Below are 18818 nucleotides of genomic sequence, written 5' to 3' on the forward strand. Positions count from 1 at the left end.
TTCAAGAGGTTGTGGCCTCGGTCTCGAGCTGCCAGGCGCCGGCGAGCTGTTCTGTCTGTGCGAGGTCGCTGCTTGCGGCGCGCACCGCGCGCGCCAGCGTCGTGACGCTGGGGTGGTCGAACACCACCCCCGGTGCGATCTCCACGCGCAGCAGCCGGCGGATGCGCGCGGCCAGCTTGATCACCAGCAGCGAATGGGCGCCCAGTTCGAAGAAGTCCTCGTCCACGCCGATGGACGCGCGGCCGAGCAGCTCGGCCATGCCGGCTGCCAGCAGGTGCTCGAGCGCATCGCGCGGTGCTTGTGCGCCTTCCTGCGGCGCGGCGGCTCCGGCCGGCGCAGGCATGGCGGCCGCCAGCGCGAGCCGGTCGACCTTGCCGTTCGCAAGGCGCGGGAAAGCCTCGACCTCGACACAGCGCGACGGCACCATGTGCGCCGGCAACAGCGCGGCCAGCCGCTCGCGCAGCCCGCCCACCTTGTCCGCATCGCCGGCCACGCAGGCCACGAGCTCCACCCCGCCGGCCGGCACCGCCACGGGCAGCACCACCGCCTGGCGCACGCCTTCCTGTGCGAGCAGCACCGCCTCGATCTCGCCCGGCTCCACGCGGAAGCCGCGCACCTTGAGCTGGTGGTCCGCACGCCCCGCGATGCGCAGCGCACCGCCGGGCAGCACGCATGCCAGGTCGCCGGTGCGGTAGAGCCGTTCGCCCGGAGCGAAGGGATCGTCGATGAAGGCCTCCGCCGCCACGCCGCCGAGGTAGCCGCGGCACAGCTGCGCGCCGCCGATGCACAGCTCGCCGAGCGCGCCGGTGGGAGCGAGCCGCAGTGCGTGATCGAGCACGCGCACGCGGTTGTTGGCCAGCACCTGCGACAGCGGCAACTGGTCGGGGAAGGCCGCGCCGGGCTCGAGCCGGTGCACCATCACACCGACGGTGGTCTCGGTCGGGCCGTAGTGGTTGTAGACCGTGCAGGCGGGCGGGGGCGCCGCGCGCGCGATGCGCTCCAGCAGCGAGCGCGATGCCGCCTCGCCGCCGAGCACCAGGAGCCGAGGCAGCACCGGGCTCTCGGCCTCGAGCAGTGCCTCCAGGTGCGAGGGCACGATCTTGATCGCATCGATGCGGCGCTCGGCCATGAAGCGGGTGAAGGCGGCTGCGTCCTTCGTCGCCTCGGCGCCGGCCACCACCAGGCACGCGCCGTTGAAGAAGGCGCCGAACAGCGCCGTGTTGCCGAGGTCGGCCGCCACGGTGCTGGTGAGCGCCCAGCGGCGGTAGCCGTCGAGCGCCATCGCCGACGAAGCGGCGGCCACGTAGTTGAGCAGTTGCGCCTGTTCGATCACCACGCCCTTGGGCTTGCCGGTGGAGCCGGAGGTGTAGAGCACATAGGCCAGGTCGTGCGGCGCGGCCGGCACATCGGGCGCCGAAACATCGAAGGCCGACAGGTCAATGCCGCCGGCCATGGCCACGCGCCATGCCGACGCATCGACATCCTGCACGGGCTCGGCCTGCAGCAGCAGCGCGGGCTTGGCGTCGGCCAGCACCGCGGCGCGGCGTGCCGCGGGCCATTCGGGTTCGAGCGGCAGGTAGCCCGCGCCCGCCCGCCAGGCTGCGAGCATCGCGACCAGCAGGTCGAGCGACCGCGGCAGCGCCAGCGCGACCAGCCCGCCGCGCTGCACGCCCTGCGTCCGCATCCAGTGCGCCATGCGGTTGATGCGAACGTCGAGTGCCGCGTAGCTCAGGCGTTGCTCGCCGTCCTCGATGGCCGGCGCATCCGGCGTCGTCCGCGCCCAGTGCGCGATGCGCTCGGCGATGCCCTGCGTGCCCACGTCCAGCCGTGCGCCGTCCAGGGCGAGCAGGGCCTTGCGTTCGTCGGCATCGATGAGCGTCAGGTCCTGCACTGGCGTTGCGGGACCGTCGGCCACAGCCTGCAGCAGCACGAAGAGCTGCTGCAACAGGCGTTCCAGCGCAGGCGCGGCATAGCGGCCCTCGTTGGCATGCAGCGCGAACACGGCACGCTGCGCCGACCATTCGACTTCGAGCGCAAGTTCGAAGCAAGGCAGCGGTCCCGGGCGCTGCGCCACTTGCCACGACGCAGGCAGATCGTCGGGCGTGCGCAGCGCGAAGCCAGCGGCGAGATGGGCCGCATCGGCCGCCGCATCGAGTACGCCGTATTCCTGCGCCTCGACGTGCGTGCGGGCCTGGGCCGCGAAACGCGCCAGCCAGTCGGCAAACGGCTCCTCGGCGCCGATCTCCACCCGCAGCGGCAGCACCTTCTCGTAGACGCCGATGGCACCCTGCATCACCTCGTAGTCGAGGCGGCAGTCGTGCTGCCAGCCGCCGGTGAAGCGCGTGAAGCCCGTGAGCCGCGCGAGCAATGTCCACCACGCGGCCTGGAGCAGCTCGGACACCTGCACGCCGTGCGAGCGGCCCAACGCTTCCAGGCGCGACAGCAGTGCCGGATCGAGCGTGCGCTCGACGACACGGCGCGCCGGAGCGGCCACATCGCCCACATCGCCCTGTCGCGCAGCAAGGCGCGGCGCGGCAAGCGCTTCGCCGCCGGCCAGATAACCCGCCCAGTAGGCGCGCCCCTTCACCGCGTCTTCCTCGTCGTCGTGCGCGAGCGCATCGCGCCACGCCGCGAACTGGGTGTACTGGAACGGCTCGGCGTCGGCCGTTCCCTCGTTGCCGTAAACCTCGGCAATCCGCGCGACCAACGCCGCAAGGCTGGCCGCATCGGCCGCCAGCGGATGGGCGGAAAGCGTCAGCCGGTGATGCGATGCATCGAGACGGTCCAGCCCGATGCGCACCACGCCGCCTTCTTGCGGCTGCATCGACGCATCGGCCTGCGCATGGCTGGCGGACAGCGTGGCACGCGGTTGCTGGCGCCATGCGAACGGATCGGCAGCATCGCGCATCGCCAGGCGCATCGCCTCATGCGCCTGCAGCACCTCGGCCGCCACGGTCCGCAGACGCGCCTCGTCGAGCGCGCCCTCGATCGTCACCGACACCGCAAGCGGCGGCAGTGCAGCGCCGCGGTGCATTGCGAGCACGGCGCGCTGCTCGGGGCTCAGCGGCAGAGCCGCCTCGAAATTCTCGAACCGGTCTTCCATCGTCATTCGCTCCCCACCGCTTCGGCGGCCAGCAGCGTCGAGCGCTCGAACATCGCGCCCATGGCCACGACGATCTTGCGCGGCCCTTCGTACGGGTCGCGCGCATGCGCCGCGAGCATGTTGTCGAGCATCACCACGTCGCCCTTGCGCCAGTCGAAACGCACCGCGCATTCCTCGTAGGTGCGGCCCACGATGGCCATGGTCTCGTCGTCGATCGGCGTGCCGTCGCCGTAGCAGACGTGGCGCGGCATGCGTTCGGCGCCGACCAGCGCGAGCAGGTCCTCGCGCACGTCGGCCTCCAGGCAGGCGGGATGATGCAGCTGCACCTGGTTGAAGAACACGCGTTCGCCGGTCAGCGGATGCTTCATCACCGCCGGGCAATGAGTGCGCGTCTGCAGCGTGTCCTCATCGAGCCAGCGCCATTCGATGCCGCCGGAAGCCAGCCGGGCTTCGACCTCGGTACGCTGGTCGGTCTTGAAGAAATCGCGCCAGCTCACGTCCAGGTGCGGCGTGAACGTGCGCACATAGGTCAGCGCCTTGCGCTCGAAGGCATCGACGATCTCTGCCGGCAGGCGCCGCAGCATCTCGCGGCAATCGACGATCGGCGTCGCGCCGCCCACGCGCGAAGGCAGCTCGCAGTAGAACCACTGCTTGCGAGGCCAGCGGTCCATGTGCGAGCTCTCGTTGTGGTACAGGATCATCTGCCGCTCGGGGTACGGCGTCGAGCGGTAGGTGCGGCGTCCGCCCTCCTTCTTGGGCAGGTCGCCGTAGCTGCCGTAGAGCTCGGGCTCAACGTTCTCGGCGAAGGCCTCGAAGTCCTGCGGCGTCTCCAGGCCGAAGTTGCGGAACAGCAGGCCGCCGTGGCGCGCCAGCGCGTCGTCGACGAAGCCGCGGTTCTCGCGCACCCAGGCGAGCGCGTCGAAGCCGGCGCTCTCGGGTTCGACAACGAGCGGGAACTGGCGCGCATCGGACAGGAACGAGGTCTTGACCTGCGCGCGCGATGCCTCGGCAATGCCAGCGGTGGCAGCAGGGGCAGCCGGCGGTCGGGCCGCGAATTTCTTGAGCTTGTCCAGCTTGCCGAGCTGGGGCGATGGCATCGGATTCATGGGAGATTCCTTGCGAACAGGTGTTGAAAAGAGTTGCTCGACCCGCGCCTCGGGCGAGATGACCAGTTGCCGCAGCAGCGCGCACCAATCGGCGGCCCAGCGCCGGATCGATTCGCTGCGGTAGAGGCCGGTGTCGTAGACCCACTCGGCGGTCCACTCGCGCGGCCCCTCGTGGATGAAAACAGCGATGTCGAATTTCGAATGCCGCACGCGCTGCGGCACGACATCGATGCGAAGCCCCGGGATCTCGAAGTGACCGGTGGGCGTGTTCTGCATCACGAACAGCATGCGCACCGGCGTGCCTTGGGCGCGGCCGAGGCCGGCCAGATCGAGGATGCGGTCCAGGGGAACGCCGCCGTGCGCCAGCGCCGATTGCGTGCCCGCATGCACCGCCGCCAGCCAGTCGGTGAAGCGCGCCGCCTCGTCGCGGCGCGAGCGCAGCGGCACCACGTTGACGAAGAAGCCCATGAGCTTCTCGAGCTCGGGGTGGTCGCGTCCCGCGACGTCGGTGCCGACGACGATGTCGTCGGTGCCGGCTTCGCGGTGCACCAGCGCGAGGAAGGCGGCCAGCATCACGGTGAAACGCGAGGTCTTGTTCGCCCGGGCGAGCGGCGCCAGTGCCTCCACCAGCGCGCCTTCGACCGGCACGCGCAGGCTGTCGCCCGCATGTCCGGCAACGCCCGGCAGCGGCGTGTCCACCGGCAGGCGCGAACCCTTCGGCGCGTTGTCGAGGTAACGCTGCCAGAAGGCGGCGTCCTGCGCGCGGGTGGCCTCGAGCATGCGTGCATGCCAGACCGCGTAGTCGGCGTACTGCACGCGCAACGGTGGCAGCGTCGAGGGAAGGTCGGCGCGCAGCGCCTCGTAGGCGGCCACGAATTCGCGCGCGAAGATCGCACCCGACCAGCCATCGAAGGCGATGTGGTGCACGCACAAGAGCAGCGCATGGCGTCCCGGGCCCAGGTGCAGCAGCGAGGCGCGCAACGGCGCGGCGTTCGCCAGGTCGAAGGGCTGGGCGACCATGGCCTCCAGCGCCGCATCGATGCGGGCGGCATCGGCCTCGGGTGCCACCGGCGAAAGATCGATCCACGGCAGATCGAAGGCCGCCACCGGTGCGATCGTCGCGACCGGTTCGCCGTCGTCGTTCTCGGGGTAGGCCATGCGCAGCACCTCGTGACGCGACACCAGCGTCTCGAGTGCGCGGCGCAACACGGCCGGATCGAGCGGCCCTTCGAAGCGCAGCGCGGTCGCCATGTTGTAGGCAGTGCGCGCGGCAACGTCCGACAACCTGTCGACAAGCCACAGGCGGTGCTGCATCGGCGACAGGGGCATCTGCCCGACGCGTGCCACCGGCATCAACGCCGGCAGCGATGCGCCCGCACCCACAGGCGCAAGGCGAGTGGCCATGTCGCGCAGCACCGGGTGATCGAACACCTCACGCAGCGGCAATTGCAGCCCCGCCCCTGCGCGCAGGCGCGAAACCAGTTGCGCAGCCATCAGCGAGTGACCACCCAACTCGAAGAAGTTCGCCTCGCGGCTCACCTCCACCGTGCCCAGCAGTTCGCTCCAGATGCGCGCCAGCGCCTCTTCGAGCGCGCCGCTCGGCGGTACGTGCGTGCCGGCATCGGCGGCCTGGATCGGCGGCAGCGCCTTGCGGTCGATCTTGCCGTTTGCATTGAGCGGCAGCGCCGGCAGCTTCATCAGCAGCGACGGCACCATGTACTCGGGCAGCGTGCGGCCGAGCCATTCGCGCAGCACCTGTGCATCGGCCTCCTGGCTGTCGCCCTGCGCGGTGCGCAGCGAGACATACGCCGCGAGCCGTGCGCCGCCGGCCGCCTGCTGCATCACCACCACCGCTTCGCGCACCTGCGGATGCGCGAGCAGCTGCGCCTCGATCTCTCCGAGTTCGATGCGAAAGCCGCGGATCTTCACCTGGTGGTCGAGGCGGCCGAGGTAGTCGAGCTGGCCCTGGCTGTTCCAGCGCACGAGGTCGCCGGTGCGGTACAGGCGCCCGCCGCCGGTCGCATCGAAGGGGTCGGCCACGAAGCGCTCCGAGGTCAGCCCCGGTCGCTTCGCATAGCCGCGCGCAAGCCCGATGCCGCCCAGGTACAACTCGCCCGCCACGCCGGGCGGCACGAGGTTGAGCGACGCATCGAGCACATGGGTCTGGATACCGGAGATGGGCTGCCCGATCGCGACCTGGCTGCGGCCGTCGTCGCGGCAGGTCCAGTGGGTCACGTCGATGGCCGCCTCGGTCGGGCCGTAGAGGTTGTGCAGCTTCGCCTGCGGAAGGCGCCTCAGCACCTCGTTCTGCGCCTCGGCGGGCAGCGCCTCGCCGCTGCAGACGATGCAGCACAGGCTGGTGCAGCTTTCCACATCGGGCTGCGTGAGGAAGGCCTGCAGCATCGAGGGCACGAAATGCAGCGTGCTCACGCCGTGCCGGCGAATCAGCTCGACCAGCCGTGCCGGATCGCGGTGGTCGCCCGGCGCCGCCACGGCCAGCCGCGCGCCGACCATCAACGGCCAGAAGAACTCCCACACGGAGACGTCGAAGCTGAACGGCGTCTTCTGCAGCACCGTGTCGCCGGGGCCGAGGCCATAGGCCTCCTGCATCCAGGCCAGCCGGCTGTGCAGCGCGCGATGCCGGTTGGCCGCGCCCTTGGGCTTGCCGGTGGAGCCCGAGGTGTAGATCACATAGGCGAGGTTCTCCGCGTCCAGCGCCACGGCCGGGTCGCTGTCGGGAGCGTCGGCCGCGTCGGCGGCATCGATGACCAGCACCGCCACGCCGGCGTCGGCGGGCAGCCGGTCGCGCAGGCGCTCCTGAGTGAGCACGAGCGCGAGCCCGCTGTCTTGCACCATGTAGGCGATGCGGTCGGCCGGATGCTCCGGGTCGATGGGCACGTAGGCAGCGCCGGCCTTCATGACCGCGAGCAGCGCGATCACCAGTTCGTTGCTGCGTTCCAGCGCCACGCCGACCAGGCTTTCGGGCCGCACGCCGCGGGCAATGAGCCGGTGCGCGAGGCGGTTGGCGCGGCGTTCGAGTTCCGCGTAGCTCAGTGTTTCGTCGCCGAAGACCAGCGCCTCGGCATCCGGGTGCGCCGCGGCGTGGCGCGCGATGAGGTGATGCACCGGCTCGGCCTCGCCATGGCTGTGCGTGTTGACGCCCCATGCCGCGAGCTGCGCATGCTCCGCATCGTCGAGCAGCGCGAGCGCACCCAGCGCCTGGCGCGGGTCGGTGGCCAGTGCGGCGAGCACGCGGTGGTAGTGGCCCGCCAGCCGCGCCATGGTGGCGGGCTCGAAGAGTTCGGCGGCGTAGCGGAAGGCGGCGCGGATGCTGCCGTCCTCGCGCTCGATGGTTTCCAGCGTGAGCTCGAAGGGCGCGGCGCGCTCCTCCAGGTCGATGCGCCGCACCGCCAGCCGAGGCCAGCCGCGCAGCGGGCGGTCGCCTTCGCCGAGGTGGTTGAACATGACCTGGAACAGCGGCAAGCCCGCATGGCCGCCGTCGGCGCGCAGCGCCTGCACCAGCCGCTCGTAGGGCAGCTCCTGGTTCGCCTGCGCCTCGAAGGCGGTGTCGCGCACCTGCGCGAGCAGATCCGCCAGCGGCATGCGCGCGTTCAGGCGCGCATCCATCACCACGGTGTTGATGAAGGCGCCGACGACGCCCGCGGTCTCGGGACGGCTGCGGCCCGCGACCGGCACGCCGACGCGGATCTCCTCCTGCCCGGTGTAGCGGAAGAGCACCGCATGGAAGGCCGCGAGCAGCACCATGAAGAGCGTGCCGCCCTGCGCGCGCGCCTGCTGCCGGAGTTCGCGCGCGAGCGGCGCGGGCAGGTCGAGCGCATGCTGAACCGCGCTGTAGCCGGACTGGCCCGAGCGCGGGCGGTCGGTCGCGAGGTCGAGCACCGGCTGGCTGCCGCCGAGCCGCTGTCGCCAGTAGGCCAGTTGCCGCGCGCCCTCTTCCCCTTCGAGCCACCGGTGCTGCCAGCGCGCGAAGTCGATGTAGCGGATCTCGGGCCCGGCCTGCGCCGCACCCTCCGGGTCAGCGGCGCCGTCGACCTGCTGCGCATAGAGCCGCGCCAGCTCGTCGAGGATGAGCTCGACGGTCCACGCGTCGGAGACGATGTGGTGCAGCATCAGCAGCAACTGGTGCTCGCCCTCTTTCATCTTCAGCAGCGCGCCGCGCAGCAGCGGGCCGGTCGTCAGGTCGAAGGGTGTGCGGCAGACCTGGAGCACTGCTTCGCGATGGCGCACCGCGCGGGTCGCCGCATCGAGCGTGCTCAGGTCGGCAAAGGGAATGTCGACGCGCGCGGCGGGGTCGATGCGCTGCTCGGGCAGGCCTTCCGCGCCGGTGCCGAACACGGTGCGCAGGCTGTCGTGGCGCTGCACCAGGCGATGCACCGCCTCCTGCAGTGCGGCCACGTCCAGCGAGCCCGAAAAGCCGAGTCCACCGCCGACGTGATACGCCGTGTTGCCGGCGTCGAGCTGCCAGAGGAACCATTGGCCCTGCTGCATGAAGGAGACCGGTGCGGCGCTGCCGTCGTCGGTGCTCTTGGCGATGCCCTCGCGCGAAGGACGCGGCGCGGTGTCGGCCGTCTCGGCCGCATCGTTGCCGTTCCCGCGTTTCAGGCGGCGCTGCAGCAGGCTCAGTTGCGCTGGCGTCAGTTTGGCGCGGCGCGCGGTGATGTCGTTGCCCTGGCTCATGATGGAAAACTCGCGGTGCTGCGGTCGAGGCGATCGTTGTCGTCGCCCTCTTCGCCGGCTTCGTCGTCGAGGCCGGCCGCTTCGATGTCCTCGATCAGCCGCAGCTCGACCAGTGCAGCCAGCCCGGCGACGGTAGGCGCCTTGAAGAAGGCGGCGGGCGCCAGATCCACGCCGTAGGCCTTGCGCACCTTCGACAGCAGGCGGATGGCGAGCAGCGAATCGCCGCCCAGTTCGAACAGGTTGTCGTTCACGCCCACGGGCGCGATGCCGAGCGCCTCGGTCCACAGTTCGGCGAGCCCCTCTTCGAGATCGCCTTCGGGCGCGACAAAAGCCGTCTGCAGCACCGGGCGCGGATGGCCGGCGCGCGCGGGCGCGGCGGCCTCGGGCTCGTCATCCATCGCATCCAGCAGGCCGAGAAGCGGGCGCAGGCGCGGCGCGAGCGGCGATGCGGACACCACGACCTGCGGCAGGTCGGGCCCGTTGACGATGCGCTCGAAAGCCAGCACGCCGGTGCGCTCGTCCAGGCCCATGCCCTCGGGCATGTCCTTGCCGGCCGCGGCGCCCACATCGCGCCAGGCATCCCAGTTGACCGAGAACACCGGCAGCGCCGACGAACGGCGGTGCGCGCTCGCGAAGGCGTCGAGGTAGTCGTTGGCCGCGGCGTAGTCGCTGAGGCCGAGGCCGCCGAGCAGCGTCGCGATCGAGGAGCAGAAGAGCACGAAGTCCAGCGGCTCCGAAGCCACCGCGTCGAGCAGTGCGCGCGTGCCCGCCACCTTGGGGGCGAACGCCGCCTCGACCTGCGCCTCTGTGCGCTGCGAGACCATGCCGTGGTCGGGTTCGATGACGGCGTGGACGACGCCGTTCACCGCGCCGAAGCGCGCATGCGCCGCCGCCAATGCGCTGCGCAGTTGGGCGGGGTCGGTCACATCGGCGGCCACGGTCAGCACCTCGATGCCGGCCGCCTCCAGTTCGATGAGTTGCTGCAGCCGGCGGCGCAGCGCCAGTGGCTGGTCGGCTGCTTCAGCAAGGCGCGCCCACTCGCTGCGCTCGGGCACGGGCGTGCGGCCCAGCAGCACCAGCCTGGCCTGCCATGTCTTGCCGAGGTGGCGCGCGAGCGCGAGGCCCACGCCGCCGAGCCCGCCGGTGATGAGATACACGCCGCCCTTGCGCAGGCGCTGCACGCCCGGCGTGTCGGCCGCGAGCGCTTCGTAGCCCTTGGTCCAGCGGTGCGGACCGCGGTAGGCGACGACGGCTTCGTCGTGCGATGCCGCCGCCTCTTCGGCCACACGGCGTGCGAGTTCGCTCTCGGCCGCGCTCTCGGGGGCCGGCAGCACCACATCCACGATGCGGCAGGCGATCGACGGCGACTCCTGGCCCAGCACCTTGGCCAGTCCGCGCAGCGTGGCCTTCTCGGGCGAAAGGGCCTCGGTGCCGGCGACGTCCTCGATGCCGTCGGCGATCACGGTCAGCGCCAACGGCGCGCGTTGCGATCCACCGGCGTCGTCGAGCGCCTGGGCCAGTGCGAGCAGGCTGAAATAGCCGCGCTCGAAGACCTCGGCCTGCGAGGCAGCGGGGCGGCCGGCGTCGAGGCTCCACAGATGGAACACCTGCGTCACCGCACCGGCCTCGGCTTCGGCCTCGTGCAGGAGCCGCGCATGGTCGGCGCGCTCGGCGGGCCGCAGCGTGTACTGCAGCGCGGCGGTGCGCGCAAAGGCCTTGCCGCGCAGCGCGACGACCACCTGCGCGCCCTGCGCACGCAGCGTGCGCGCGAGGCGGTCGGTGAAGCTGTTCGTATCGCCGAGGATCAGCGTGCAGCCCGTGCGGGCCGCTGCGAGCTGCTCGGCGCGCGGCGGCAGTGCCGTGCGCTTCCATGCGGGCACGTAGAAAGGACTTGTGGGCCCGGCTTGCACAGGCTGCTGCGAGGCTGCCGCGGGATCGACCCAGAACCGCTGGCGCTGGAAGGCATAGGTCGGCAATGGCACGCGGCGCCGGCTCTCGCCGTTGCGGCAGGCCGCCCAGTCGATGTCCACGCCCACGGTCCACAGGCCCGCCACCGCATTCGCCAACTGCGGCGCATTGCGCGCGAGCTGCTGCGGATGGGCCTGACTGGCCCAGATGCCGGCGGCCGAAGTGCTGTCGGCATGCAGCCGCGCGAGACCGGCGAGCGTCTCGCCCGGACCGACTTCGAGCACCGCGCGGCCGGGCGTCGCGAAGATCTCGCGCAGGCCGTCGGCGAAGCGCACCGCGCCACGCAGATGCCGCCCCCAGTAGGCAGGGTCGGTGGCTTCCTGCGCCGTGATCGGCTTGCCCGAAGCATTGGAGAGAAAAGGAATGGCGGGTGCGCTCCTCGGTACCCCCGCCACGACGCGCTCCAGCTCCGCGACCACCGGATCGACGAGACGCGAATGGAAGGCAATGGACACATGCAGGCGGCGCGGCACATGCTGCTTCGCGCGCAGCGCCTCCTCGACGCGCTCGATCGCCTCCACCGGGCCGGAGAGCACACAGAGCGCCTCGCCGTTCACCGCGGCAAGATCGCAGCCCATGGCGAGCCAAGGCGCCAGCTCCTTTTCGGGAAGCGACACGGCGGTCATCGCGCCCGGCACCACCGTCTGCAGCAGGCGGCCGCGCGCGGCCACGATGCGCAGTGCGTCCTGGAGCGAGAACACGCCGGCCAGGCATGCCGCGACATATTCGCCAAGGCTGTGGCCGAGCATCAGCGCGGGCTTGACGCCGCAGTGCATCCACCAGCGCGCCATCGCGTAGCCGACGACGAAGAGCGCGGGTTGCGCGAACTCGACGCGCAGCAGGCGCTCATTGGCGGCCGACTCCCCGCCCGCTGGCGGAAACAGCAGCGGCTGCAGGTCGACGCCGCTGTCCTTGCGCAGCAGCGCGAAGCAGCGGTCCATCTCGTCGCGGAACACGGTGCTCTCGCGGTAGAGGTCCGCGCCCATGAGCGCGTGCTGCGTGCCGCTGCCGGGAAACAGGAACACGACTTCGGGCGCCGTGGTCACGGGCTTCGGCGCGAGCGCGGGGGGTGCGGCGAGCATCTCGGCGGCCATCGCAGGCTGGTTCGCGACCACTGCGCTGCGCCATGCGAAGGGTTTGCGTCCTTCCTGAAGCGTGAAGGCGACGTCCGCCAGCGACTGCTCATCGCCGGATTCGCGCAGATGCACGGCCAGTCGCTCGCGGCCTTCCTTGAGCGCGCCCGCGTCCTTGGCCGACAACGGCAGCACCTGCCACAGCGATGCCTTGCCTTGCGCGGAGCGCGCGCGCGGCGCCTCTTCGAGCACCACATGCACATTGGTCCCGCCGATGCCGAACGAGCTCACGCCCGCGCGGCGCGGCGTGCGGCCTTCAGCCCAGGGCTGGCGCTGCGCGTTCACATAGAACGGGCTGTTCGCGAAATCGATCTGCGGATTGGGCTTCTTGAAATGCAGGCTGGGCGGCAGCACGCCGTGCTTGAGCGCCAGCGTGGCCTTGATGAGCCCCGCCACGCCGGCCGCCGCATCGAGATGGCCGATGTTGGTCTTGACCGAACCGACGGCGCAGAAGCCGCGCCGCTCGGTGTCGGCGCGAAAGGCCTGCGTGAGCGCCGCGATCTCGATGGGGTCGCCCAGCGTGGTGCCGGTGCCGTGCGTCTCGATGTAGCCGACGGTGTCGGCCGAGACGCCCGCGATCAGTTGCGCCGCGCGAATGACTTCGGCCTGCCCGTCGATGCTGGGCGCGGTGAAGCCGACCTTGGCCGAGCCGTCGTTGTTGGCCGCGGTGCCCTTGATGACTGCGTGGATGGTGTCGCCGTCGCGCAGCGCTTCATCGAGGCGCTTGAGCACGACCACGCCGGCGCCGCTACCGATCACCGTGCCGGCCGCATCGGCGTCGAAGGCGCGGCAATGGCCATCGGGCGAAAGGATCGCGCCGGCCTGGTAGCGATAACCGCCTTCTTGCAGCAGGTTGAGCCACACGCCGCCGGCCAGGGCCACGTCGCAGTCGTGGCTCAGCAGTGCCTGGCAGGCGGTGTGTACGGCAGTGAGCGAGGTGGAACAGGCGGTCTGCACGCTCACGGCGGGGCCGCGCAGGTTGAGCTTGTAGGCCACGCGCGTGCACAGCGAGCCGCTGCCGTTGCCGTTCATCAGGCCGAGCAGGTCGGCGATGCCCGTGTGCGCGCCGAGGCCGAAGGACGGCAGCAGGTTGCGGATCAGGTAGACGTTGGCGCCCTCGCCCGCATAGACGCCGACCTTGCCCGGCCAGCGCTCGGGATCGCAGCCGGCGTGTTCGAGCGCCGCCGAGGCGCATTCGAGAAACACGCGCTGCTGCGGGTCGAGGTTCTCGGCTTCGCGGGGCGTGTAGCCGAAGAAGCCGGCATCGAACTGGTCGAAGCCTTCGAACATCACGCCGGCCTTCACGTAGTCCGGGTCGTCCAGCAGGCTCTGCGGCACGCCGCGTTCGCGCAACTGCTCATCGGTGAAGCGCGACACCGATTCCACGCCGTTGCTGATGTTGCGCCAGAAGGCGTCTACGTCGTCGGCACCGGGGAAGCGGCCCGAGAGGCCGACGATGGCGATCTCCAGCCCGGTGGGTTCGGCGGATTCGTTGAAGGCGGTGGTCATCAATTGACTCTCTCTGCCACTTTGCGGCGTTGAAGCATGGCGGCGCGCTGGCGCAGCGCGCGGTCGTCGGCGGCGGCGGAAGATGCGGACGCGGCCTGGGCCCCTCCCTGCTCGATCCACTGGGCCAGCGACTCGACGGTGGGGTACTTGAAGAGATTGACCAGCGGCAGCGCGACCTGCAGCCGGTCTTCCAGCAACCGGTGCGCGCGGATCAGCAGCAGCGAGTGCCCGCCGAGGTCGAAGAAGTTGTCGTGCAAGCCGACCTGCTCGACCTGCAGCACCTCGGACCAGATGGCCGCGAGGGTCCGGGCGACATGGCCTTGCGGCGCTTCATAGGTGGCAGCGCGCCCCAGACCTTCGGGCTCGGGCAGCGCCTTGCGCTCGACCTTGCCGTTGGCGTTCAGCGGCAGGGCCTCCAGCACCACGATGGCCCTTGGAACCATGTAGTCCGGCAGCGTCTGGCCGAGGCTTTCGCGCAGCGCGGCCACGTCGACGGACTGGCCCGCATGCGGCGCGACGTACGCCACGAGCGATGCGCCCGCTGCGCCTTGCTTCGCCACGACGACGGCTTCGCGCAAGGTTGGCTGCGCGAGGAGTTGCGCCTCGATTTCTCCGAGCTCGATGCGGAAGCCGCGGATCTTGATCTGATGGTCGATGCGACCCAGGTACTCGATCTGGCCTTCGGCATTCCAGCGCACGAGGTCACCGGTGCGGTAGAGGCGCCCGCCGCTGCCGAACGGATCGGCCACGAAACGCTCGGCGCTCAGGCCCGGCTTGTTCAGATACCCACGCGCCAGGCTCACCCCGCCCAGGTACAGCTCGCCCGCCACACCACGCGGCACCGGGTTGAGCGCCGCATCCAGCACCCAGGTCTGCGTGTCGCTGATCGGACGGCCGATAGGCACCAGGCTCTGGCCGTCGTCGCGGCAGGTCCAGCGCGTGACGTGGATCGTCGTCTCCGTCGGGCCGTACAGGTTCTGCAGCGTCGCGCCGCTCAGGCGCCTGAGCGCTTCTCGCTGCGTCTCCGCGGGCATCGCTTCGCCGCCGACGATGATGTGCTTGAGGCGCGTGCTCGCCTCGATGCCCGGGTGCGCAAGAAACGCCTGCAGCATCGAGGGCACGAAGTTCAACGTCGTGATCTGGTGACGCTGGATCAGTTGCACCAGCCGCTCCGGGTCGCGGTGGTCGCCGGGGTTGGCGATCACGAGGCGCGCGCCCGTGGTCATCGGCCAGAACATCTCCCAGCACGAAACGTCGAAGCCGAAAGGCGCCTTGTGCAGCACGGTGTCGTCGCCGCCGAGGCCGTAGGTGTCCTGCATCCACGCCATGCAGCTGCGAAGAGCCTCGTGGCGCACGGCCGCGCCCTTGGGCTTGCCGGTGGAGCCGGAGGTGTAGATGACATAGGCGAGGTGATCGCCGTGCAGCGGCACTTGCGGATCGGCGTCGGATTCGCCGGAGACGTCGAGGCTGTCGACCTCCAGCCGGGTGAGGCCGGCACGCGGCGCGATGAGCTCGCGGGTGGCCCCGTGGCTCAGCAGCAGTTCGATGCCGCTGTCTTCCACCATGTAGGCCAGGCGCTGCGCCGGGTACTCGGGGTCGAGCGGCAGGTAGGCGCCGCCGGCCTTCAGGATGCCGAGGATGCCCACGACCATCTCGAGGGAGCGCTCCATCACGATGCCCACGCGCATGTCGGGCTGCACGCCCAGGGCGATCAGCCGATGGGCCAGCCGGTTGGCACGCGCGTCCAGCTCGCCGAAGCTGAGCGACGACTCGTCGAACAGCAACGCCGTCGCATCGGGTTGTTGCCGTGCATGCCGTGCGATGCTGTGATGCACCAGCTCCGCACCCGGCTCCTGCCGCGCGTTCACGCTCCACTGCGTGAGCTGCGACTTCTCGGGCGCAGCAAGCAGTTCGACATCTCCGACCGCGCGCCCCGCATCGGCGGACAGCGCATCGAGCACCGTCACGTAGTGCTGCGCCATCCGCTCGATGGTCTCGGGCTCGAACAGGTCCGCCGCGTAGATCACGTCGAGCATCAGGCGCCCGTCGGGCCGCTCGCGCGCTTCCAGCACCCAGTCGAACTGCGTCTGCAGATCGGGCAGCGCATGGTCGCTCACCTCGATGTCGCTCAACCGCTGCAGTGCGCGGTGATCCTCGAACAGGTGGTTGAACATCACCTGGAACAGCGGGCTGTGGCTCATGCTGCGTTCGGGCTGCAGATGCTGGACCAGCTGTTCGAAAGGTAGGTCCTGGTGCGCCTGCGCGCCCAGCACCGTCTCGCGGGCCTGTGCCAGCACCTCTGCAAGGCGGGTGCGGCCGTCGATCGGATTGCGCAGCACCAGCGTGTTGACGAACAGGCCGATGACGTTCTCGACCTCCACGCGGTTGCGGTTCGCAATGGCAGCGCCGACGCGGATTTCCTGCAGCCCCGTATAGCGATGCAGCAGCGCCTGCAGGCCCGCCAGCAGCACGACGAAGAGCGTGGAGCCCTCGGCCTGCGCGAGTCCGCGCAGCCGGCCGAGCAATGACGCCGGCAGCTCGAAGGCATGCCGCGCCGCGCTGTAGGCGGCCTGTGGCTTGCGCGGGTGGTCGGTGCGCAACTCGAGCACGGGGTGCTCATCGCCAAGTTCCGCACGCCACCAGTCCAGTTGGCGCTGCGCCTCGCCGGCCGCCAGCCATTCGCGCTGCCACACCGCATAGTCGGCGTACTGCACGCGCGGCACGGGAAGTGCCGCCGCCCTGCCCTGCAGGCGGGCCGCGTAGCCGGCTGCGAGTTCGTCGATCAGCACCTGCATCGAAGCGCCGTCGGAGACGATGTGGTGCATCACCACGGTGAGCACCTGTGCGTTGTCCGAGATGCGGATCAGCGCAGCACGCAGCAAGCCGCCCTGCGTGAGATCGAACGGCGCGGCCTTGAGGCGCCGGGTTTCATCGGCGAGGCGGCTGTCGCGTTCGCCGGCAGGCACGCCGCGCAGGTCGATCAGCTCCAGGGGCAGCGTGTCGGTCGGTTTGATCCACTGCGCGGCGATGCCGTCGCTGCCGGCGCGGAACACGGTGCGCAGCGACTCGTGGCGCGCGACCAGATCGTCGAGTGCAGCACGCATTGCGTCGGCCTGCAGCGCGCCGGTGAGGCGAAGCGCGCCGCTCATGTGGTATGCCGCACTGGTCGGATCAAGCTGCCAGAGGAACCACTGGCGCTCCTGCGCATGGGACAGCGGCAGCGCGTGCAGCCTGCGTTCGGGCGGCAACACGGCGATGGGCGCCGGGCGGGCGCGCACGCCTTCGGCGAGTTGCTTTCGCACAGCGGCCGCGCATTCACGCAGCCGCGGTTGCTCGAACACGAGGCGCACCGGGAAATCGACATCCCAATGCGCCGAGATGCGCGAGGCCACCTGGGTCGCGGTGAGCGAGCTGCCGCCACGGGTGAAGAAATGCGCATCACGCGCAAAGGGCTTCGCATCGGCCGGCCGCAGCACCTCGCGCCAGATGGCGTCGAGCGCGCGCTCGGTCTCGTCCAGCGCGGGCTCTTCGGCAGGCGCCTCGATGGGGCCGCCCTTGACGAATGCACCGCGCTCGTAGATCGCATAGGCGTCCGCGCTGCGATCGAGCCAGCCCGCGCGGCAGGCGCTGCGCTGCAGCTTGCCGCTGGTGGTCTTGGGCATGCCGCCCGGGTTGAGCAGCAGCACGGCCGACAGCGCTTCGCCGAACACTTCGCTGACCGCGGCGCTCAGCGCCTCGACCAGCACCTGCGGCGGCACCAGCTTCTGCATGCTGCGCGACACCTCGGCCGCAGCGCCGATGCCTTCACCGTCAGGTCCGCTGGCAGCGAACACCGCGACGCGCCCCTTGCGCACCGCATCCACCTCGGCCTCGATGACGCGCTCGATGTCCTGCGGATAGATGTTGTGGCCGCGGACGATGATCAGGTCCTTGATGCGGCCGGTGACGTACAGCTCACCATCGCAGACGAAGCCCAGGTCGCCGGTACGCAGCCAGCGGCGACCCGCGATCTCGACGAAGGTCTCGGCGGATTCGCGCGGCTTGCCCCAGTAGCCGGCGCCGATGCTCGCGCCGCTCACCCAGATTTCGCCGATGCGGCCGGGCTCGGCCACCACGGACAGCGTGGCGGGATCGACGATCTCGACCACGTGCTCGATCGCCACCGCGCCGCAGCCGACGAGCAGCGTGCCGCCCTCGCTGGGCGAGCCCTTGCCGGCGGCCAGGCCGTCGGCGTCGAAGCCGCGCGCCACCATGCCGGCGCCGCGCTGGCCGCCGGTCACGAACAGGGTCGCTTCGGCAAGGCCGTAGCAGGCATAGACCGCACCGGGGTCGAAGCCCGCGGAGGCGAAGCGTTCGATGAAGTCGAATTCGGTGTCGGCGCGCACCGGTTCGGCGCCGGTGTAGGCCACGCGCCAGCTCGATAGATCGAGCTTGGCAAGCTGCACGTCCTTCACGCGCTCCAGGCAGAGGCGGAACGAGAAGTCGGGACCACCGCTGAGCGTGGCGCGGTGGCGCGAGATCAGCTCCAGCCAGCGCACCGGGCGTTCGAGGAAGTATCGCGGCGACGTCAGCACCAGCGGGATGCCGCTGTAGAGCGGCTGCATCAGGCCGCCGATGAGACCCATGTCGTGATAAAGCGGCGCCCAAGAGACGAACTTGTCGTCGGGCCCGATGCCCATGCCGACCTGGATCGCATGCTCGTTGGCCATCAGGTTGCCGTGCGTGACGATGACGCCCTTGGGCGCCGAGGTCGAGCCCGAGGTGTATTGCAGGAAGGCGACGTCGTCGTCGGCCGGCTCGAAGGGCTGCCACGCGTCGGCGAGTGCAACATCGATCGTGTCGACGGCAACGATCTGCACATCGCCGAACTGGCTGCCTGCCGCCGACATCGCGGCGCTCAAGGCAGAAGACGTGAGCACGCAGCAGGCTTGCGAATCGGCTGCGACGCCGGCGAGCCGCGCCAGGTGCTGCGGCCGCGTCGATTCGGGCGGGAACACCGGCACCGCGATCACGCCGCAGTAGAAGCAGGCCAGCATGCTCACGGCGTAGTGGTCGCCGTTGTCGAGCATGACGAGCGCGCGGTCGCCCTTGGCGAACTGCTGCTGCAGGCGGGCCGCGAGCGCGCGCACGCGCTGCTCGAAGACAGCATAGGTGAAGGGCAGCTCGCTGTAGACGCCGTCGATCTCGTCGACCACGGTGAGCCAGACGTCATGCGGACGCCGTTCGGCCAACGCGCGCAGGTGCGCCACGAAATTACGCGGTTGCCGGCCGACGGATGCCGTCGCGAGCGGTTCGTTCATA

General features: G+C 70.5%; 4 protein-coding genes. All 4 read right to left on the minus strand.

Annotation, left to right across the window (positions count from 1 at the left end; all coding sequences use genetic code 11):
* Position 1: 1 nt before the first annotated feature.
* From J2W23_RS27425 to J2W23_RS27440, 4 genes are read right to left on the minus strand one after another with little or no spacing between them, the layout of a single operon-like run.
* Positions 2-3109: a non-ribosomal peptide synthetase gene (locus J2W23_RS27425; protein WP_307650999.1), complete on the minus strand. Its 3108-nt coding sequence runs from the start codon at positions 3107-3109 to the stop codon at positions 2-4.
* Positions 3106-8907 (minus strand): non-ribosomal peptide synthetase, encoded by a 5802-nt coding sequence (locus J2W23_RS27430; protein WP_307651000.1) that lies wholly within the window; start codon positions 8905-8907, stop codon positions 3106-3108. The genes J2W23_RS27425 and J2W23_RS27430 overlap by 4 nt, the downstream gene beginning before the upstream one ends.
* Positions 8904-13517, minus strand: coding sequence for a type I polyketide synthase (locus J2W23_RS27435; protein ID WP_307651001.1), 4614 nt, complete (start codon positions 13515-13517; stop codon positions 8904-8906). Before J2W23_RS27435 ends, J2W23_RS27430 begins: the two co-directional genes overlap by 4 nt.
* Positions 13517-18817 carry a non-ribosomal peptide synthetase gene (locus J2W23_RS27440; RefSeq protein ID WP_307651002.1) on the minus strand — a complete coding sequence of 1767 codons (5301 nt, stop codon included), beginning with the start codon at positions 18815-18817 and terminating at the stop codon, positions 13517-13519. Before J2W23_RS27440 ends, J2W23_RS27435 begins: the two co-directional genes overlap by 1 nt.
* Position 18818: the final 1 nt, after the last annotated feature.

This window comes from Variovorax boronicumulans, from assembly GCF_030812215.1.
GTDB lineage: Bacteria > Pseudomonadota > Gammaproteobacteria > Burkholderiales > Burkholderiaceae_C > Variovorax > Variovorax boronicumulans_C.